The sequence below is a fragment of the Phaeodactylibacter luteus genome (assembly GCF_007993045.1).
GTDB classification, from domain to species: domain Bacteria; phylum Bacteroidota; class Bacteroidia; order Chitinophagales; family Saprospiraceae; genus Phaeodactylibacter; species Phaeodactylibacter luteus.
The window spans coordinates 37,198-58,456 of the sequence record NZ_VOOR01000034.1; the positions used below are offsets into that span (position 1 = coordinate 37,198).

A 21,259-nucleotide genomic window follows, 5' to 3' on the forward strand; every position below is an offset into this window, starting at 1 on the left:
ATAGAGCAGGCCAGATTTTCCGAATATCTGCGGGGTTCTTATTTTCGCCTTCCGCAGCTAAATATTACTGCGTATCAAAATATCAGCGACAATGAAGAAATGGATCTTAAGTTTAGGGGTTTTGCTGGTGCTGGGAAGCTGCAAAACAGATAGTGGGAACAACGGGGAGGCTGCAGCAGGTGCTGCCGGTGCAACGGCCCCCACAACGACCCCCGCTCAATCAATGAACGGCGCTTTTCAGCCGCCTACGCCTCCCGAAGACTCTAAGCTGGTGCAGACCTTGACCAAGGACTACTGGGTTTTTGAGTTTTATGTGGTTGATGACAGAGCACAGCGCAGGGCCAACAAGGGCCGTTGGGTGAAATTCATGGCCGACGGCACTTTTGAAAGTGGGCAATGGCAGCAAAAAACAGGCTACGGCAGCTGGCGGATTTCAGAAAATGCCAGTGAGATCACTCTGTCTTTTGACAATATAGACGACCGGCAGGATGAACAATGGGAGATTCAAGGGGTCAATCAGAGCATGGACACCATGACTTGGGCCGGTATCCCAAAGACCAAGACAGAGGGCGCAATCATTAAAGTCATCAGCCTGCTGACGATGCCTACCAAAAAGCAATTTGGCGTTGAGGATTAGGCTAAAGCCCACGTTTCAAGGTTTCAATAAAAACAACAAGCTATGCTGACTAGAACTTGCAGTGCACTGGTTTGGATGGCCTTTGTAGCCATATTTGCAGCTTTTGGCTGTGAGCAGGCGGCGGAGCCCCCTACCGCTTCCCCTGAGGAGCAAACCGCCGGCCAACTTTCCAAAGCGGCTCCTGAGTGGGCGGTAAATGCCAATATCTACGAAGTCAATATCCGCCAGTATACCCCGGAAGGCACCTTCGATGCCTTTGCCGCTCATCTGCCCCGGCTAAAACAAATGGGCGTGGACATCCTCTGGTTTATGCCCATATTCCCCATCAGCGAAGCTAAGCGGAAGGGCTCCCTCGGCAGCTACTATGCCATTGCAGATTACACCGCCATCAACCCTAATTTTGGGACAATGGAGGAGTTCAAAGCCCTTGTCGCCCGTTGCCATGCTATGGGGATGAAAGTCATTTTGGACTGGGTGCCCAACCACACCGGGTGGGACCATCATTGGATAACTGAGCACCCCGAATATTACACCCAAGATAGCACCGGCAACATTATCGACCCCATCAACCCGGAGACGGGCGAGCCTTGGGGCTGGACAGATGTTGCTGACCTCAACTACGGCAATGCAAATCTGCGGGAGGCCATGATAGGCGAAATGCTGTATTGGCTCAAGGAAGTCGACATAGACGGCTTCAGGTGTGATGTAGCCAGCAATGTTCCGGATGACTTCTGGGCAGAGGCTGTGCCAAAGCTCCGTGAAGCAGAGCCAGGCTTGTTCATGCTTGCTGAGGCCGAGCACCCGCCCCACCGCAACGAAGAGTGGTTTGCCATGTCTTACGGCTGGTCCATGCACCATTTGATGAACGAAATCGCACAGCAAAAAGCTGAGCCTGCTGCTATCGACACCCTATTGGCAGAAGCCCGGGAAAAGTTTTCCAAAGGCTACCCCATGCATTTCATCACCAACCACGATGAAAACTCCTGGAACGGGACCGTGGAAGAGCGTATGGGCCCTGCTGCTGATGCCATGGCCATATTTGCGTTCACCATTGAGGGCATGCCCCTGATTTATAGTGGCCAGGAAGCTGGGCTCAGCAAGCGCCTTGCTTTTTTTGAGAAAGACCAGATTGACTGGGGCAACTTCTCAAAAGCAGGCTTTTACACCACCTTGCTAGAGCTCAAGCACCGCAATAAAGCACTCTGGAATGGAGCTGCAGGCGGGGCCCCAGCCCGCATTGAGATCCAAGGGTCGCCCTCCGTTTATGCGTACCACCGTAAGAAAGGCGATAATGAAGTAGCGGTATTCCTCAACTTTAGCGAAGACCCACAAGCGTTTACGGTAGGCAGCGAATCTTTATCGGGAGAGTTTACCAATGTTTTTGGCAACAGCACCATTAAGCTGACCCCCGGGATGAGCATGCAGCTTGCCCCTTGGTCTTATTTGCTGCTAGAACGCTAGCGCAAACGGGCGGGCACAAAGAGTGTGATGGGGCCTCCCCATGCCCTCAGGCATGGGTCGCTATGCTGCGGGGCTCGCTATCCGCTCGGCCCTACCGGGCTTCCCACCCCTTCGCAGCGCTAGTGCCTCAAGCCATAAATCCTTGACACCCCAAGTTTCGTTCTTTTCCGCCTACTCTTCGTTAAAGAACCGCTCCTTTAGCTCGGGCTAAAGTCGCGAACCTTCGCCTTGATTAGTCGGAAAATAACTTCAACTTAAGTATCAGAGATTTATGACTTAAGGCACTAGTCCGTCCCCTTGTTTTGGCCAAGAGGAGGTTTGGGCTCAAAAAGCTCCCTGTTTTGTTCCAGGTAAGCCTGAAGCCCCGTAGGCGGCCGCTGCAACAAACGTTGGAGCGTATGTTTGAACCGCTCCTGCTCCGGGATGCGGGTATATCGGTAAAGCACCGTTTGTACAAGAGCAAAAGGCAGCGGTTTGCCTTGGGCCAGCTTTCTGAAAAGGAAGTATGGGATAGAAGGGTTGGCGTACCTGATCCCCCGATCGAGCGCATCAGAAAGGGCAGCGGCTACACGGTAGTAGTCAATGGGGGAAGTGCCCGTGAGGGTATACGATTGGTTGAGGTGGCCTTCAGTGGTAAGGGCCAGGGCAGCCACTTCCGCTACTTCGGCTGCGTCTACAAAATTGAAAACCCGGGCTTGGGCAGGCACAAAGATCTCATCCCGCTGACGGATATCCGCGCCCATTTCTTGGTGCAGGTTCTGAAAGAAAAAGCCCGGGCGTAGGAAAGTGTAGGGCAAGCCAGCTTCCTTGATGGCCTGTTCTATTTTGAAATGCGGGGTCCAGGTATTGGCATTTACCCCCTGTATGGATAGGAATACGATGTGTTCGATCTGGCTCCGTTTGGCTTCTTCCAGCAAAGGCACAATCTGTCTTTTTACATCGGTAAGCTTAGGTGGGCGGAGCAGGAAAATCTTGTTGATCTGCTGAAGGGCGGGGCGGTAGCTGAGCTCATCCTCAAAGTCGAACTGCCTGATCTGCCAAGTCCGGCCAGGCAATTGGTCACGGGCGAGGGCTGGCTTGCGCACGGCATAAAAAACGCGCTGCCCCGTACCTCGCTGCTCGAGATGTGAGATGAGGTGCTTTCCTACGGTACCTGTCGCCCCGGTGATAAGGATATTCATAGTAAAGGGTAAAAATAGCAAATCCTTTAGGAAGGATAAGTATAATTACCGCTTCAGTCCAGGCACCACAAAAAATGCGGCACAGGGCTGAGCCCGCGCCGCGTTTTTTGTGGCATCCAATATGCAGTAGTGCAAGGCTAGTGGATTGATCCGTAATTTTTTGACAATTACAGGCCACGCACCAGAAAGGGCTTAAGCGTGGAAATACTATCAAATAATCCGGTCTAGCCGCACTAGTGCCTCAAGCCATAAATCCTTGACACCCCAAGTTTCGTTATTTTCCGTCTACTCTTCGTTAAAGAACCGCTCCTTTAGCTCGGGCTAAAGTCGCGAACCTTCGCCTTGATTAGCCGGAAAATAACTTCAACTTAAGTATCAGAGATTTATGACTTAAGGCACTAGGCTTTGCCTTTGAGCATCATATTCCAGTACATATAAGGCAGGCCATACTTTTTCAGCAGCCACATGGGGTACAGCTCTTTTGAAGTATCAAAGAATTTGGACAGTAGAGGGTCGCTGTCGCGGTTGCCTTCATAGTCGAACTCTGCTAGCACCATTTTCCCGTAGCCAGTCACAAGAGGGCAGGAAGAGTAGCCATTGTAAGAATCGTTGGATGCTTTTTCGTTGGCCATGACATGCAGGAGGTTCTCTACAACCACAGGCGCTTGCTTGCGGACTGCTGCCCCGGTTTTAGCGGTAGGCAGTGCTGCTGCATCGCCCAAGGCAAAGACATTTGGATATTCGTTGTGCTGCAAGGTGTTGTGGTCCACATTGATCCATCCTTTGCTAGGGCCTTCCTTGTGCGCAATTTTTGAATTTTGGATGAAGGTCGGCGCGGCCTGCGGCGGGGCCAGGTGCAGCATATCGTATTCGATCATCGCATGCCCTTCTACATTCTCTTCTTTGTCGGTGTCGCGGTAGTTGTAGCAGAGGCTGGAGAGTTTCTCATAAGGCTTGACGATGTCAAAGTAAGCCCGTTTGTTCTCGCCATCTATTTTTACTAGTTTGTGGAAGAAGCGGAGCTGCAGCCCTTTACGGTCTACGACCTTCATAAGGGTAGACTTGAAGGGCTCTACGCCAAAAATGACGCTGCCGGGGGTGATAAAGAGGATTTCTGACTTGTCGCGCACACCTTGCTTGCGCCAATAGTCATCAGCGAGGTACATGATTTTTTGGGGAGCCCCACCGCACTTGATAGGGGTAGCAGGCTGTGTGAAAATGGCGGTGCCGCCCTTGAATTCCTGCAGGCATTCCCAAGTGTAGTTGGAATCGGTATAGTTGCTGCAGACACCATTTTTGTTGATGGTCTCCTCCAGCCCCTCTATCTGTTTATAATCGTACATGATGCCAGGGGCGGCGACCAGGTAATCGTAGGAAATGCTTGTACCATCAGCCAGCTTGACCTCATTTTGATCGGGGTTGACTTCAGTGACGTACTCTTTGATCCACTTCGCGCCTTTAGGGATAAGGTCTCCCATATTGCGCTCTGTATCTTCGTATCTGAAGGTGCCTGCCCCGACGAGGGTCCAAGCTGGCTGATAGTAGTGTTTCTCAGCGGGGTCGATGATGGCGATGTCCAGCCCTTTGTTTTTCAGTAGCAGCTGTGCAGCAACAGTAATGCCAGCGGTTCCGGCACCAATAATGACGATTTGATGTTTCATTGCGTATTGGCTTTATTTTTATTCTGTAAAGAAAGCCAATGCAGCGCCTTTGTTTTGTGTCGTGGATCACATAAGGGAGGTGATTTTTGTCATTCCTTCATGAAGATCAGGTGAAAAGGGTAGGGCTTGGGCAAGCTTGGCCCTAGAACACAAACCCAAGGGAAAACCGGCTATGCCATTCAAAGCCAGGCGACGCAGCATCCACTAGCTGCCCGTCGATGACGTTCCAGAACAGGAGCGGACCTCCTTCCCAGCCCATATACATGCTTTTGCTGATATCCCTTTGGATGCCCCAAACCGGGGCCAAGCGGAGCTCTTGTACCTCATAAGTCGGGAAATCCGTCTCCGGCGTGATTTCGGTATTGAAGAAGATGCCCTCTCCGAGTTCCTGCCGGAAGGTAGCCCGGAGCCCGACATAATTGGCGTCGAACCCATTGGTGGTTTTCCCTGCCTGTATGCGCTTGTTCAGGTTGTAGTAATACCTTGGTGCCACAGTGAAATCAAGGGTCGTGTTGGATAAGTTGTTGATCAGCCCAATGCTTTTTATACTGTGCTCTGCCCGCGCCTCAAGCAAAAGAGATAGCTGTTGCCCGCCAAGTTTTACTTCGTACCCTAAGGCCGCGGCACCAAGGAAGTGGCGGTTGGACAGCCCCTGCACCACTCCGCCGATGTCTAGCCGGAGCGCACGGTTTCTGGGGGCAGGCATTGGCCGGTTGGCTAAAGGGGAGCCCTTTTCGGTATGCCCAATGGCGAGCCCAATAGACATTTCCCCCTGTAGAAGGGGGTGCCATTTTTCGGCAACATCGCGTTGAAATTCGAAGAGCCCTGTAGACAGGTCCCGCTGTTCAGAGAGGCGTACGGCTTGTGTATACACACTGCCTGCTCCTATTTTAAACTCAAAGAAGGCAAAACTGCCAACCCGCCGTTGATAGCCAAGGTTGAGCAGCGCAGCCCCTCCAAACTGATTGGGGTTGGTGTTGGGGCTAAGCCTTGAAGAAGGGGCCCAATCGGGAAAACCTGCGTATGCAAATCCAGACAAGGCCAGCCCGAGGTAAGGGCCATTAAGGTTATTGCCTTGCAGCCCTTTGGAAGAAAGGGCCTGCTGCCGGAAGTACCAACGGGGCTCTAACTGTAGCCCCGCAAGGCGCAGGCTGGAAGAGACCTCGAAACCTTCCCCCAGTTCGAGGTCTGCCTGATAATCTAAAAGCAGGCCGGCAGCGACAGAAAGCGTAGGTGAGACCTTGCGCTCGAAAGAAAGGTAGGGGGCAGGGACGGCACTCGTTCGGAGCCAGCCGTACCAAAGGTCATAGATATCGATCTCCGTTTCAGGCGCTCTTCGGATTTTGAACAGCCAAGGCGTATCTTCACGCTGCTGACTGATGTGATCGCGCAAGGGCAGCGCATCTTGCTGTGCGGTAGCCTGATGGGCGCCTAAGAGGGTGAAGGCGGCAATAAAAAACAGAAGGGTAGGGCTTTTTTTCATGGTGTTTTACTTGGATTGATTCGTTGAAAAACAATGCATCTAAAAAGATAGTTCATCTGCTTCCTTTTTTCTGCCAGGCGGGCGCAAAGAGGGGAGAGCGCAAGCCAAAAATCGCACCACGCAGAAAACGCGGAGCAAAGTCTTGGGCTGATGAGCAATAGAGGCGAAACCCTGACAAGCCCTCTTGAAGAGGGGCGCATACCCAAATGCTGCGGTCTTTAGCGCCATAAGCGTGCCGGCCTAGCGCTGCGCAGGGGTGGCCGAAGGCCAGACCCGACGCCTGAAGGGCGAGGGGCCGAGCGGATAGCGAGCCCCGTAGCATAGCGGCACCTGCCGTGAGGCAGGGGCAGGCCCCTATCCTTGCAGAGGGGGCAGGCCCCCTCCTTGCGGCAGGGCAAAAAAGGGGCCAATCTTTTATACCTTAAGTTGTCGTACATTAAAGCGTAAATTAGCACCATTAAGTATAAAGCTTTAAAAACGATACATGCTGAGACTGTCAGGGGTGTTTTTTTGCATGATGATAGTGCTGTCAGGAATTAGCCAGCAGGTTGGCACCCAATTGTTTTTTGACCACCTCACTATCAGTGATGGGCTATCCAACAACACCATACATTGCCTTCTTGAAGACCGTTTTGGCTACTTGTGGATAGGCACACAGTACGGGCTCAACAAATACGATGGCTATGATTTTGAGGAGATCCGTTCTGACGACGATTTAGAAAGAGGCTTTCAATTAGCAGGTGCGAAAGTCACTGCTTTGTACGAAGACAGCAAGGGGAACCTATGGGTAGGGACCAGCAAAAATGGCATTTACTTTTGCGCTGCACACGAAGACCGCTTCTCGAACCGCACCGAGGAGCCTGCATTTTCAGCTATTGCGGGGTTTGAGGTTACCTCTTTTTTGGAAGACAAAGCTAGCCAGATATGGATCACGACCGTTGAAGGAGGATTGCTGAGGTATGACCCTTCAACTGGGAAAGCGTGGCACTACACCAACTCCAACAGTGGGTTGTCCAGTAATGTGGTATTTGATATAGAAGAGGACAAGTATGGTACGATTTGGGTGGCCACAGCCGGTGGCGGGCTTAACATCCTGAGAGAAGGATATCGGTTCGAGTTGAGCCACCCCATGCTGCCCAATCATCCCAATTTGAGCGGTTACCGGAAAAAGCTGCTGTTGGACGATGACTACCTATGGGTAGCCACAGAAGGGACCGGCCTTTACCGCATGGATACAAGAGATTGTTCTTATACCCACTTTGGGCTTGGGCTTGGGGAACGAGCTTTGAGCTCTAATGGGGTTAGAGACATTTGTAAATTGCCGGACGGGGCCATTTTCATCGCCACTGATGGGGGCGGCTTGAATATTTATGACCCAAGCACCGGCGAAATAGCTCAGATCCGGTATCAGGTCGAGAACAAAACTGGCTTGAACAGTGATGCGCTTTACTGTCTAAAGGCTGATCGTGCCGGCAATATATGGATAGGTACCTACAATGGCGGAATAAATATCTATAAGCCCAGGAAGGTTTGGTTCAAACAGTTTGCGCCTGGGCTTCCGGATAGTAAAAACCTGGAAAACCGTTCTATCCTCTCTATCACGGAGACTTATGATGGAACGATATGGGTGGGGAGCGATGGGGGCGGGCTCAACAGGCTTGCCCCGGATGACAGTCAGTTTTCTACCCTCCCGTTCAAGCACCAGCCAAGCGACAAACGCTCCATTGCCGGAAATGCGGTAAAAGCCCTATTTGAGGATAGCAGAGGCCAGCTTTGGGTTGGCCTATTCGGAGCAGGGCTTGATCGTTATGAGCCAGAAAGTCAAACCTTTGAGCATATACTTGGACCGCCTTACAGCGTCTGGTCCATTACGGAACGCCAAAGCGGTGAACTGTGGGCGGGCACTATGGGGGAAGGCATAGTGGTACTAGATCCAGAAACCCTTGAAACCGATTACCTTCGTCATGACCCCAGCAACCCTAAAAGCCTGGCGGATCTCAATGTCATGGCCGTTTATGCGGACCAAAGCGATCAGGTTTGGGTAGGCACGATTGATCAGGGGCTTGACCGCTGGGTGGAGAGCCGCAAGGAATTTGAGCACTTTCGCTATAACCCCGAAGACCCTTATTCGATCAGCAACAATGCCATCCGTAGCATTTTTGAAGATAGCCAGGGCAATATTTGGATCGGGACAGAGGGGGGAGGGCTCAACCAATGGCTGGGCGATGGCCGGTTTAAGCGGATAGGGCAAAGTGAAGGGTTAGTAGCCAATAGCGTTATGGGCATTACGGAAGATGAAGTGGGCATGATCTGGGTTACTACTTTTGAGGGTATCAGCCGCCTCGACCCTGAAACTATGGCCATTCAGAACTTTGACTTCCGTACCCACCAGAATGCCAATCAGTTCAATCAGGCTGCCCTGCTCGCAGCAAATGACGGGCGGCTCTTCTTCGGGGGCACTAATGGGCTCAATACGATACAAACGGGCCAGCTGAATGCTGAAGCTTTTGCTGGCACTGTCCTCCTGACCGATTTTAAAATTTTCAATCAGACGATCAAAGCCGGGCAAACCTTAGATGGCCGGGTGATCCTGGAGCGCCCTATCGAAGAAGCAGAACACATTCAACTCAGCTATCTCGATAAATCCTTCTCATTCAGCTTTTCAGCTATTGATTATACCAATCCAAAGGATTATCAGTACGCCTTTATCATGCAGGGCTTTGATGAGCAATGGCAGGAAACAGAAGCCGGCCAAAACCGGGTAAGCTATACTAATTTAGACCCGGGTGATTACACTTTCAAGGTAAAGTATCAGGAGCAGATGGCTTCCATTAATGTGCATATTCAACCTCCTTTTTGGCAAACCTCTTGGTTTCGCGTATTAATGGCCCTTTCAATTATCTGCTTGGCAGCTATTGGCATTTATCTCATCCTGAAACGTAAGGAGGCTGTTCATAACAGGGCGCTCCTAAGGTTGAAAAATGAGAAAATGGCGGCTGAGATAGAGGCCAAGACCTCCAAGCTCATGTTCTCAACGGTACAGATGGCCCACAAGAACGAAATGCTCACCGGGCTAAAAGATGATCTGCTGAAATTGCAGCAGCAATCCGGTGCTCCGCTTGGCAGTGTGGTAAGGAAACTTGATGCCGAACTCCGCAACGAAGACCACTGGAAAGATTTTGATATCTACTTCAATCAGGTAGACCAAGACTTTTTCCAGTTCCTGCTCGCCAAACATCCCGCACTGACCCAAAATGACTTGCGGCTTTGCTCCCTGATCCGCATCAATCTGAGCACAAAGGAAATTGCTTTTCTGCTCAACATATCGACCCGGGCAGTGGAGCAGGGCCGCTACCGGCTTAAAAAAAGACTAGAATTGGGCAAAGAAGAGGACCTTAACAAGTATATCACCGGGTTTAAAACGGCAGACTAACCCTACATCTCTGTTTTCCAGTGCGTTACAAACCTTTAAAGCACAGCGTTTTTGCAAGAGAATATTGCCTGTAGTAGGTTTGTCGTAGTGTAAAATTGCGGAAAATGGATAGGCTTTTGGATTATTGGGCTTCAGAAAGTGAAAAAACAAACCACGATTATGAAGCAAAATACCCTACTCTATCCATTCGTCATTTTGGTGCTATTGATGTTGGGCTCAGCCCATCTGAATGCACAAATCAGCATCAGCGGGGTCATCACGGATGCCGATTCGGGTGATCCGCTAATCGGAGCCAACGTCCTGGTTGTCGGAACAGCAAATGGCACAATTGCCGATATCAACGGAGCCTACGTGCTAGTGGTCAGCGATACCGCCAGGCAATTGCGTTTCTCTTACACCGGCTATGCTGATCAAACCATTGATATTGGTGGAAAGACCGTAATTGACATAGCCTTAACTTCAGGGGAGACATTGGAGGAAGTGGTGGTGGTTGGCTACGGCCGTCAATCCAAAGCAAAGTTGACCTCAGCGGTTTCCACTGTGGATGAAGAAACGCTAAAAAAGCTGCCGGTGGCTAGTGTCAGCAATGGGCTGGAAGGCCTGGCGGCAGGCTTGTTTGTGCGTCAGGGGAGCGGAGAGCCCGGCTTTAGCGGGTCCTCTTTTGAGGTGCGCAATTTCGGTAACGCCCTGGTCATTGTAGATGGGTCTCCGGGCAATATTGACGAGCTCGCCCCCAATGAGATCGAAAGCATTACCGTTCTTAAAGATGCAGCGGCAGCCTCCGTATACGGGGTGCAAGGGGGCAACGGTGTAGTCCTTGTGACCACCCGGCGAGGCACGATGGGAAAACCCAAACTGAGCTATGACAATCAGTTTACCTTTACGTCATTTACTTCCTATCCAGACTTTCTCAATTCCGCTCAGCGCGCTACCGTGCTCAATGAAGGGCTGTTGAATGCAGGGCAGGCTCCATTTTATACAGAAGACGAAGTGGCGGCCTTCCGTTCGGGGTCTGATCCTATCAACTATCCCGATACAGATTGGAAAGCCCTGATGTTTAACGATTACGGCTTCCAGCAACGCCACAACCTCAACCTTAATGGTGGTAGCGAAAAAGTGCGGTACTTTGTATCTGCCAGTTTTCTGGACCAGGGCTCCAACTACACGGAGGACGTCCTCGGGTATCAGCAGTTCAACCTGCGGTCAAACATCAATGCCAATATCACCGACAATCTGATACTGGATTTCAGGCTGGCCGGGCGGCGCAGGCTCAATGAGGCCCCTGCATATTCAGCGTTCAATATTTTCCGGGAATTAAGCCGTGCCCTTCCAACCGATCTGGCTTACTATCCAGATGGCACCCCCGCGCGCCCAAGCTTCAGCCCCAACCATATCCTTGAAGGCATTCGCGACTTCAACGCCGGCTACTACCGGGCACGGAACAACAATATCGATACGAAGCTGTCCCTGCAATGGGATGTCAATCAAGTGCCCGGTCTTAGCATCAAGTCTTATGGCTCCCTGGTCTACAATACCAACTTCGCCAAGGAATGGGGCAAAAGCTATGAGCTCTACACCCTGAACCGCCAAACCGGGGAGTACGATGTTTTTACGGCCAGCCCGGAAGGCTCATTTAGTGAAACCGTGCTGACGCAGTCTACTGGTTTTAACAACCACTATGTCGTGCAGCAGTCCATCAACTACGACCGGCAGTTTGGGCAGCATAGCGTTTCGGCTCTTTTACTCGGGGAGCTGCAAAATAACAGTGGACAAAACTTCTTTGGCCGGCGGCAGGATTTTCAGTCTACCCTTATTGATCAACTTTTTGCCGGATCGAATGAAAATAAAGATGCCAACGGTGGGGAGTACCGGGAGAACCGTTTGGGCCTGGTAGGCCGCCTGAGCTATGATTACAAGGCGAAATACCTGATAGAGTCTTCTTTCCGCTATGACGGTTCTTCGCGTTTTGCCCCCGGCCGGGAGTGGGGTTTCTTCCCTTCGGTCTCCGCAGGCTGGCGATTATCAGAGGAAGGCTTCTTTGACGGGGCGAGAGGTGTTATTCAAAACCTCAAACTCCGTGCTTCCGTGGGTACAGCTGGCAATGACGGCACCGGAGCGTATCAATGGCTGTCCGGATTTGTCTACGATGGTTTTTTTGCCATCAACGAAACAGCCATTCCCACTATCAACAATACGGCTTTGCCCAATGAAGACCTGACATGGGAGACACTGACTACTTATGATGTCGGTTTCGATGCCGCTTTTCTGGACAATAGCCTGACGGTATCCTTCGATTATTTTTACCGCGACCGGACTGATGTGCTGGCTTTTGCTTCTGGCAGTGTGCCCAGCACCCTGGGGGTAGGGCTGGCTGCCCAAAATCTACATGCCTACTCCAATGAAGGCTTTGAGGTATCCCTCAATTACAATAAAAAGGTAAACCGGGACCTCACACTGGGTGCCATGCTCAATTTTTCCCGCGCCCGGGAAACGGCAGTATTCATTGACGAGGCCTTCTTTGAAGATCCCTTTATGCGGCAAAACCTAACGGTAACAGGTGGTTTTACTAACCTTCGAAGAGGCTATATCTCAGATGGGCTGTTCCAAACACAGGAAGAGATTAACCAAAGCCCCATACAAGACGGCAACGAGAATAATAGCCTTCAGCCCGGAGATGTCAAATACGTAGACCTTAACGGCGATAACATTATTGATGTAAGAGATCAGAAGGTGTTTGGAGATGGCGACAAGCCCACACTTAATTATTCTTTCAACCTATCAGCCGAGTACAAGAATTTTGCCATCTCTGCGCTGTTTACCGGGGCTGCAGGCTACGATATCTATATTGATGGCGAGGCGCAAAGCCCCTTGCGGAATGGCTTCAACGGCTATACCTATCAAATGGATTACTGGACGCCGGAGAACACAGGTGCCGCTTACCCCCGCATCACTGATGGCGGCTTCAATGACAACAACTACCGGTATTCTGATTTCTGGATGCGCGACGGCCGCCATCTGCGGCTGAGAAATATTAACCTGAGCTATGCTATTCCGGGCAGCCTTCTTACTAGAATGCGCGCTTTTGACGAAATCCGCTTGTTCCTTACCGGGCACAACCTGTTTGTCCTGAAAAACTTTGAGGAAGAGTTTGATCCACAGATGCAGTCTTCCGTGGGGTGGTACTACCCTCAGCTCCGGTCATTCACCTGTGGAATCAATGTAACCCTCTAAAACTTTGCCAAAATGAACCGTAATACACTTCTACTCATCCTTGCCACTTTGTTTTTTTATGGTTGTAGCGATGACTTCTTAAACCAACCTCCGCTAGACCGGATCACAGACAGTGACGTCTGGAAAGATCAAGCACTAATGGATGCTTACATCTATAAGATCTACGACGACATGCCATGGGATTACCTTAAAGATTTTGGGGGCGGTGCCGGATTTGGCGCTCACCGGGAAATTCTTTCTGACCTGGCACGCAGTACTTATGCCTGGACTCCAGCCTCCAATACTTTCCGGCCCGGCAACTGGGGGACGGCCAACAATACCTGGCCATTGGACTGGTGGGGGTATTTTAACATCTGGAAAATCAACTACGCGCTTCAAAACATCGAAGCCGTGGGCCAGGATGTCCTCACCCTGGAAGAGCGGGACCACCGCTTAGGCGAGCTGTACTTCATGCGGGCATACTGTTATTTTGCAATGGCGAAGCGCTACGGTGGCGTACCCATCATTCTGGAGCCTCAAGACCCTAATACCACCCCGGAGGAAGAATACTTCCCGGAGCGGGATACAGAACAAGCTGTATATGATCAGGTTTTGTCGGACGCACAGTTGGCATTTGAACTGCTGCCCCACCGCTGGAATGGGCTGAAAGGTCGGGCTGGAAAATGGGCGGCAAAAGCATTGGAATCCCGCGCAGCACTATATGCAGGGAGCATTGCCAAATATGGCACTTATGAAATGGACGGCCTGGTAGGCCTGCCGTCCTCTGATGCCAATGCTTATTATCAGCAGGCGCTGGATGCCTCAGCGGAAATCATCAGTAACAGCGGGCATACCCTTTTCAACCAATACCCAGACCCTGCCGAAAACTACTACCGCCTGTTTGTTGATGAAACCGAAGATGAGGCCATCTTTGTAAAAGTCTGGCTCCCTTTCGAAAAAGGGCACTCCTATGACTTGTACAACACACCATACAGCTACCGGGTAGACTGGGGCTCAAGCATGTCCCCATCCAAACAACTGATGGACAGCTACGAAATGCTGAGCACCGGGCTCCTGCCTGATGAGGAAGGTTCAGGGTACGACCCTCAGGCTCCATTTGACAACCGCGACCCCCGCTTCAAAGGGACGCTGCTCACCGATAACGATATCTTCCAGGGTTCCCGCATCGAGACCTGGTATGCTACCGAAAGAAATGGCGAGCTCGACACCAATACCGGCACGGGTATAGGCAAAGATGGTATGGGGATCCATCCCGATGCCACAAAGACTGGGGCTTATGTAAGAAAATACCTGAATGATGGCTCCTCTCCACTCCTCATTCAGCAATACTACTCAGGACAGGACTGCATCATCTTCCGGCTGGGAGAGATTTACCTCAATGCTGCCGAGGCGGCTATCGAGCTCGGGCTGGAGGAAGAAGCCCGGGGCTATATTGAGCCCATCCGTACGCGTGCTGGCCTGCAGCAACACCTCCGTCTGGAGCCTTACTCAGGGCTTGAACTTAGAGACCGCATCCGAAACGAAAGGAAAATCGAGCTGGCCTTCGAAGACCAGCGATACTGGGATGTGAAGCGCTGGCGTATTGCTGAGGAAGCGCTGAGTGTCCAAATTATGGGCATACGCTCTCTGCGCCATGTGGATGATCAGGGACAGGAGACCTTCACTTATGAGACCATTGTAGCCGAATCTCAAAAGATGAACTTTTTCCCCCGCCATTACTACTTCCCCATCGGACAAGACCGGGTGAACAACAACCCCAAGCTCATCGAGAACCCTGGCTATTAACCGGCAGGGATAGGTTTTTGTAAACTAAAAAATGTAACAGCATGATCAAAGCAATAAAACTTCAACACGGGCTTCTATCACTCTTTGCGCTGCTGCTTCTGTCAAGTTGCAACACCGATGAGGGCCCCGCAGCCGTCCTGCCTCCCGACAGTGAACAGGCTGCATTCTCCTATACCCCCGACCCTGAAAGCCCCAATAGGCTAACTTTTACAGCTTCCCCTGAGGTGGAAACCTGGTACACGCACTGGTCATTTGGTGATAACACGGCTGCTGAAGGAATGGAAGCTACCAAGACCTACCCGCTTAGCGGCGAATATGAGGTGCGTTTCAAAATTTTCACCGATGGCGGTACAGCCCAAAGCACTCAGACCATCTCTATCGAATCGGATATCTTGGGCCCCAACCTCATCCAAAACGGTGAATTTGATGGTGATGAAGCCTGGAGCATACTCCCCATTTCAAATGGGGTAGAAGTGGCATTTGAGAATGGGGCTGTTTCTTGGTCTGGTGGTGGCTGGGGGCAGGAGGGCATCTACCAAGCCATTGAAGTGGAAGCCGATCAGGTGTACCAAATTAATATGGAGGTCACTTGCAACGGGCTAAGTGATTCCTGGTTTGAAGTGTATGCAGGAAAAACAGTGCCTACCCCTGGCAACGACTATACTGACGGCGGTATCCGGCTTGGCTTAAATACCTGGGAAGGCTGCGGTGGCGAACCGTTTGAAGGCCTATTCACGGCTTACAGCTGTAGCGGGGAAGATGGTACGTTCCAGTTTCCGGAAGGCGGCACGGTATACCTCGTTATCCGAGGGGGAGGAGCAGATTATGGCATCAATGGCGTAACTATAGACAATGTATCTGTGCGTCAACTTTAAGGGGCTGAGCCAAAATGCGGCAGCCGTTGATGTTTTTCGGGCCTTAGCTTGGCATTTGGCCTAGCGCTGCGCAGGGGTGGCCGAAGGCCAGACCCGACGCCTGAAGGGCGAGGGGCCGAGCGGATAGCGAGCCCCGTAGCATAGCGGCACCTGCCCTCAGGCAGGGGCAGGCCCCAAAAGGTGCATCAGTCAACGGTTAAAAAACAGTACAATGATTTATCACAACAGGAGGAGCCATGAGGCCTCTGGCTTATGGTTTCCCTGCCCCTGCCATGCCATTGCGCACCGGATGCAGCATACCGGAACGGCTAATGGCTTGTTCATCAATTATCAATCAAACCAAGTAAAATGAAAAAACTAGTACTTACAGCATTCTTATCGGCAGCACTGACTGCAGCCCTGACCGCACAGGTCAATATTACCATTGAGCTCAACACAGCCACCATTGACATGATTGACCCGGGAGGGCTTTATATAGCAGGTGGAAGCGGTTTTGGCTCGCCTGGAGACAATGAATTGACTGACCCGGACGGGGATGGCATTTTTACGATCACACTTCAGCGGGAGGTCGGTTTTTCCAGCTTTTACACCTTTACCAATGGCAATTGCGGGGACTACAGCTGCAAGGAAAACATTGCTGGCCTGCCCTGTAGCGATCCTGCCAATTTTAATGACCGGTTCTTGCCGCCTGTATCGGCAGATACTACTATTCTGGCCTGTTTTGGTACTTGTGACAGCGACGGCTCCTGTACTATTGTCACGGACTCTATCGATATCACGTTCCATCTCAATACAGAAAATATTGAGATGATTGACCCCTCGGGCGTCTTCCTGGCAGGTGGCACCAATTTCGGTTTTCCGGGCGACAATCCAATGATCGACCCCGATGGCGATGGCATTTACACCATTACCATGCGCAGGCCAAAAGGTTTTGCGAGCTATTACACCTTTACCAATGGCGCTTGTGGAGACTGGTCCTGCAAAGAAAACTTGGAAGGGCTCGACTGTGCCGACCCCAATAGCTTCAACGATCGTTTTCTGCCAGCCACCCAATCAGATACCACCATAATGGCTTGCTTTGGCAATTGCGCAAGCGATGGCTCCTGCCAGGTTACCAGTACAAACGGAATAACTGTGGATGAAACGCTTTTTGAGCTGTACCCCACTTTGGCAGCAGGGTTCACGCAGCTGGCCTTTAGTGAGCGGGCTGCATCAATGGAGAAAAATGTACAGGTCGTTAGCGCGGCAGGGCAAGTCATCGAAACGCTCAGCACCGCGCACCAAGCTTTCTACCCAATAAACACTACTGACTATGCCACAGGCCTGTACTACGTACGCGTCAATACCGCAACTGCTACCTACACCCGCAGATTTATCGTAACGCGATAAAAGAAGCAATTGGATTTAGCCTTAGTACAAGGATGGTTATTCGCCACTGACCGCTTTTAGGGATATGGCGGATAGCCTCCTTTACATGCACTATTTGATTATCAGGCCTTCATAAAATTACTTCCCAATGAATCTTAAATTAACCTTTTTTGCCCTTTGCGCTTTTTGCCTCACGCTGCTCAGCCCACTTGCCGGGCAGCATCTGCTGAGGACACATGGGCAGGCCATCGTCAATGATAACCAAGACACCATTCTCCTCCGAGGCATGGGGCTCGGCGGATGGATGGTACAGGAAGGGTATATGTTGCAAACCTCTGGTTTTGCCAACCCACAACATGAGATCAGAGCGGCTATCGAAGCCCTCATTGGGGAAGAACAAACCGACCTGTTCTATGAAGCCTGGCTGGCCAACCACGTCCGGAAACCAGATATTGATTCTCTAAAATCCTGGGGTTTCAACTCCATCCGGTTGCCTATGCACTACAATCTATTTACGCTGCCTATTGAAGAAGAGCCAATACCCGGCGAGCAGACTTGGCTGGACAAAGGCTTTGAGCTTACCGATAGTGTCATTTCCTGGTGTGCCCAAAACGAGATGTACGTTATCCTCGACCTCCATGCCGCACCGGGAGGGCAGGGGCAGGATGCTGCAATTTCTGACTACGACCCTACCAAACCTTCTCTTTGGGAAAGCAAAGACAACCGCGACAAAATGGTCGCCTTGTGGAAAAAAATTGCCGAGCGATACGCTGACGAACAATGGGTGGCCGGTTATGACCTCCTCAACGAGCCCAACTGGGAATTGCCCGGCAATGTGCTGTTGCGGGAACTGTACGAAGAAGTTACAGATAGCATCCGCACCGTAGATACCACTCACATGCTCATCATCGAAGGCAACTGGTGGGCCAATGATTTTACGGGCCTTACACCACCGTGGGATGATAATTTGGTCTATTCACCTCACAAGTACTGGTCCAATAATGATGTAGCCACGATGCAATGGGTGCTGGATATCCGGAACACTTATAACGTCCCACTCTACCTTGGAGAGAGTGGAGAAAACTCCAATGTATGGTTCCGGGATGCGATCCGCCTGCTGGAAGACCTCGGCATTGGCTGGGCCTGGTGGCCTATGAAAAAAATTGAATCCATTTCGGGCCCTCTTTCAGTGGTCAAAACCGAGGAATACCAATCACTGCTGGATTATTGGAACGGTAATGGCCCTGCCCCTGATCCGGCATTTGCAGCAGCCACACTTATGGAAATCACTGAAGGGCTGAAAACGGAAAACTGTATACTTCAGCAAGATGTCATTGACGCCATGTTCAGGCAGGTGCGCTCTGATGAAACGGTACCTTACCATCAGCCGCATACCATCCCCGGCGTTATCTACGCCACTGACTTTGATATGGGGGTCGTTGGGGAAGCTTACTACGACAAAGTAGTTGCCAACTACCATGTATCCACCGGCAACTACACGGCCTGGAATAATGGCTGGGCTTACCGAAACGATGGCGTGGATATTGAACCCTGTTCAGATACCCTCAATACCAATGGGTTTCATATTGGCTTTACGGAGACGGACGAATGGATGCAGTACGAGTCAGACATTATGGAAAGCGGGGTATACGACATCCACCTTAGGGTCGCTTCCGGCGGTTCCGGTGGCAGGCTGCACTTTGCTGCCGATGGCACTGCCATCACTCCAACCAGCTTCATGCCTCCAACCGGTGGATGGCAAAACTGGGAAACGGTTGTTATCCCCAATGTCATCCTTGATAGCAATGCCCAAAAAATCCGGCTCTATATTGATGCTGCCGGCTTCAACATCAGCAGCTTCGAATTCGTAGGCACAACGCTTGCTCCGGCAGAGGTGCTCACTCGGTTTATGGAAGCCTCCACTGTAGATGAGTACACCATAAAAATGAACACCAACAAAGCCATGAATGAGGTACTGCCGGCTGCGCCCAGCGGTTTTGAGATACATGTAGACGGAAATAGTGTGCCCGTTACTTCGGTGAAAATCGACCCGGACAACCATAAACAATTCCTCTTTTCGGTAGATTATCTTCTGAAATCAACAGAAGACATTCGGATATCTTACAGTGGAAGTGAGGTGATGGCTAATGATGGGGTTGCCCTCAGCCCATTTACCCTCGAAAAAGTTAAAAACAATCTCCCATTCGTTCACCAATTGCCTGGCCGGGTCGAAGCGGAAGCTTTCCGTGTGCAGCAAGGCATCGAGCTCGAAGAAACTACCGATCAAGGGGGCGGGCAGAACATTGCCTATCTTGATCCAGGCGATTATCTAGACTACGAAGTCAATATCACTACTCCGGGAGCCTATCAGGTTAGCTACCGTACGGCATCTCAATTTGGCTCCGGAGGGATAGAGCTGCAGCTCATAGATACAGCAGGAAATGCTTTCGTCATTCAGAATGCAAGTTTCACTCCAACGGGCGATTGGCAAAGCTGGTCTACAACTCAGCAAATGGCTGACCTCCCCTCAGGGCGCTATACGCTCAGAGCAAGGATTACAGCCGCTCCTTTCAACCTCAACTGGATGGAGTTCAGCTTAGGCACTACCTCTATCCAAGAAGAATTGGACGAAACGGCAATTGTTTTCCCAAACCCATCTGAGGGCATGTACCAGTTACAACTGAATACACCGGAGAAGCAAGCAATGCGCCTGCAAGTATACGCTGCAGATGGCCAGGTCGTTGTAAACCGGCCTCTCCCAAAAGCAGCCCAAATTGAAGAAACGATATCCCTTGCTAGCCAGCCAAGCGGTTGCTACTATCTATTCATCCGGTTTTCAGATGGCACTGCTTGTTCAAAAAAGCTGATCAAGCTTGACTAACCAACCCAAAGGGGGGGCTGTGGGCTCTGAATGGCTCAACGCTGCTTTTGGGGGCTGAGCCCATTTTGCAAGTCTGCGAAAAAACAGCCTCAGGAAAAGGCCCTTCTCAGCTTTTACCCCCCCCTTCAATAAGATAAAATCTAACTGATCACCAACATCAATTGCAATGAAGTATGTTTTAACCATGGGGGTTGTTGTCTCCTTAAACTTAGCCCTCTATTTAGGGCATCAAGAAGCGAAAGACAGCCACAAGAACCCTATCTGGAAGGTAGATTTCTTTGACGACTTTGATACATTTGATCCGGAAAACTGGCAGGACCAGCGGATCTGGGTAAACAATGAAACACATTGCTACGTACCCGAGGGTGAATTCGGCACCCGGGAGGTGAGCAATGGCACATTAAAACTAAGGGTCGTCAATATCGGAGAAAAGCGCCCCTGCGACAACTTGGACAAATACGGGAAACAGCACCCCGATACCGAGTTTGCCGCTGGCCGCATCACCTCAAAAAACCGCAAAGAATTCATCAAGGGAAGATGGACTGCCAGACTGAGGCTGTGGAGCAACGGAGAAGCCAGCATGTTCCCTGCATGGTGGATTTTGGGTGCCCAAAACAATGAGCCACCCGTTCAGGAGGAAGATGAAAAGGTTTGCTGGCCGATGACCGGATCTGGTGAAATTGATATTTTCGAACATCATGGCGACCACCAAAAGGACCACTTTACCACTGGCGCGATCAAAAGCCTGGGAGAATGTGATAAAGGAGACTGGTGGAGCATGCGCAAGGGCGTTGATGCTACGCTAAACGAATATCATGAGTATGCCGTAGAATGGGAAGGCAGTGATCTGGTCTACCGCCTGGACGGCAAAGAAGTGTACCGCAATATTGGGCAAGGCGACAACTATCCGGAGCCCATGTTTGCCATTTTGAATTATGCAAAGATTACCGACTCTCCAATGGAGGGGGAGTGGACGATGGAGGTAGATTGGGTAAAGCATGAATTTAAAAATTAACGCTGCTTTGCCGGGCGCAAACCATATAGCCGCTTGTTTTGCCTGCCCCCTCCGCAAGGATAGGGGCCTGCCCCTGCCCAATGGCAGGTGCCGCTATGCTACGGGGCTCGCTATCCGCTCGGCCCTGACGGGCTTGCCACCCCTCCGCAGCGCTAGGCCGGCACCGTTATGGCGCTAAAGCCAGCGGTATTTTGGTTCGCACCTCTTTTTGCTCAAACATACAATTATTGCCAAGCAGTGCAGGCGTA

At 51.1% G+C, this 21,259-nt stretch carries 12 protein-coding genes; 9 read left to right on the plus strand and 3 right to left on the minus strand.

What is annotated here, in order from left to right:
* The first annotated feature begins 91 nt into the window (after nt 1–91).
* Nucleotides 92–637: a hypothetical protein gene (locus FRY97_RS15275; RefSeq protein ID WP_147168424.1), complete on the plus strand. Its 546-nt coding sequence runs from the start codon at nt 92–94 to the stop codon at nt 635–637.
* Between the two features lie 42 nt (nt 638–679).
* Nucleotides 680–2,098, plus strand: coding sequence for an alpha-amylase family glycosyl hydrolase (locus FRY97_RS15280; RefSeq protein WP_211356882.1), 1,419 nt, complete (start codon nt 680–682; stop codon nt 2,096–2,098).
* Between the two features lie 284 nt (nt 2,099–2,382).
* Here FRY97_RS15280 and FRY97_RS15285 read toward each other — a convergent pair whose 3' ends face one another.
* From FRY97_RS15285 to FRY97_RS15295, 3 genes are all read right to left on the minus strand, one after another.
* A complete protein-coding gene (locus FRY97_RS15285; RefSeq protein ID WP_147168425.1) occupies nt 2,383–3,279 on the minus strand; it encodes an NmrA family NAD(P)-binding protein in 897 nt (298 codons plus the stop codon).
* A 398-nt stretch (nt 3,280–3,677) separates the two neighbouring features.
* Nucleotides 3,678–4,940, minus strand: coding sequence for an NAD(P)/FAD-dependent oxidoreductase (locus FRY97_RS15290; RefSeq protein WP_147168426.1), 1,263 nt, complete (start codon nt 4,938–4,940; stop codon nt 3,678–3,680).
* A gap of 142 nt (nt 4,941–5,082) precedes the next feature.
* Nucleotides 5,083–6,423 (minus strand): hypothetical protein, encoded by a 1,341-nt coding sequence (locus FRY97_RS15295; RefSeq protein WP_147168427.1) that lies wholly within the window; start codon nt 6,421–6,423, stop codon nt 5,083–5,085.
* A gap of 484 nt (nt 6,424–6,907) precedes the next feature.
* On the opposite strand from FRY97_RS15295, the gene FRY97_RS15300 reads away from it, so the two are divergent.
* The 7 genes from FRY97_RS15300 to FRY97_RS15330 all read left to right on the plus strand — a co-directional run bounded on the left by FRY97_RS15300 (nt 6,908) and on the right by FRY97_RS15330 (nt 21,011).
* Nucleotides 6,908–9,856: a ligand-binding sensor domain-containing protein gene (locus tag FRY97_RS15300; RefSeq protein ID WP_147168428.1), complete on the plus strand. Its 2,949-nt coding sequence runs from the start codon at nt 6,908–6,910 to the stop codon at nt 9,854–9,856.
* A 159-nt stretch (nt 9,857–10,015) separates the two neighbouring features.
* Nucleotides 10,016–13,087, plus strand: coding sequence for a SusC/RagA family TonB-linked outer membrane protein (locus tag FRY97_RS15305; protein WP_211356883.1), 3,072 nt, complete (start codon nt 10,016–10,018; stop codon nt 13,085–13,087).
* Nucleotides 13,088–13,099: 12 nt separating this feature from the next.
* Entirely contained in the window at nt 13,100–14,872 is a 1,773-nt protein-coding gene (locus FRY97_RS15310; protein WP_147168429.1) for a RagB/SusD family nutrient uptake outer membrane protein, read from the plus strand.
* A gap of 41 nt (nt 14,873–14,913) precedes the next feature.
* A complete protein-coding gene (locus FRY97_RS15315) occupies nt 14,914–15,747 on the plus strand; it encodes a PKD domain-containing protein (protein ID WP_211356884.1) in 834 nt (277 codons plus the stop codon).
* Between the two features lie 348 nt (nt 15,748–16,095).
* On the plus strand, nt 16,096–17,136 hold the full coding sequence (locus FRY97_RS15320; RefSeq protein ID WP_147168430.1) for a T9SS type A sorting domain-containing protein: 1,041 nt from the start codon (nt 16,096–16,098) through the stop codon (nt 17,134–17,136).
* Between the two features lie 127 nt (nt 17,137–17,263).
* Nucleotides 17,264–19,996 carry a carbohydrate-binding protein gene (locus FRY97_RS15325; RefSeq protein WP_147168431.1) on the plus strand — a complete coding sequence of 911 codons (2,733 nt, stop codon included), beginning with the start codon at nt 17,264–17,266 and terminating at the stop codon, nt 19,994–19,996.
* A 166-nt stretch (nt 19,997–20,162) separates the two neighbouring features.
* Nucleotides 20,163–21,011, plus strand: a complete 849-nt coding sequence (locus FRY97_RS15330) for a glycoside hydrolase family 16 protein (RefSeq protein ID WP_147168432.1) — start codon at nt 20,163–20,165, stop codon at nt 21,009–21,011.
* The last annotated feature ends 248 nt before the right edge of the window (nt 21,012–21,259 follow it).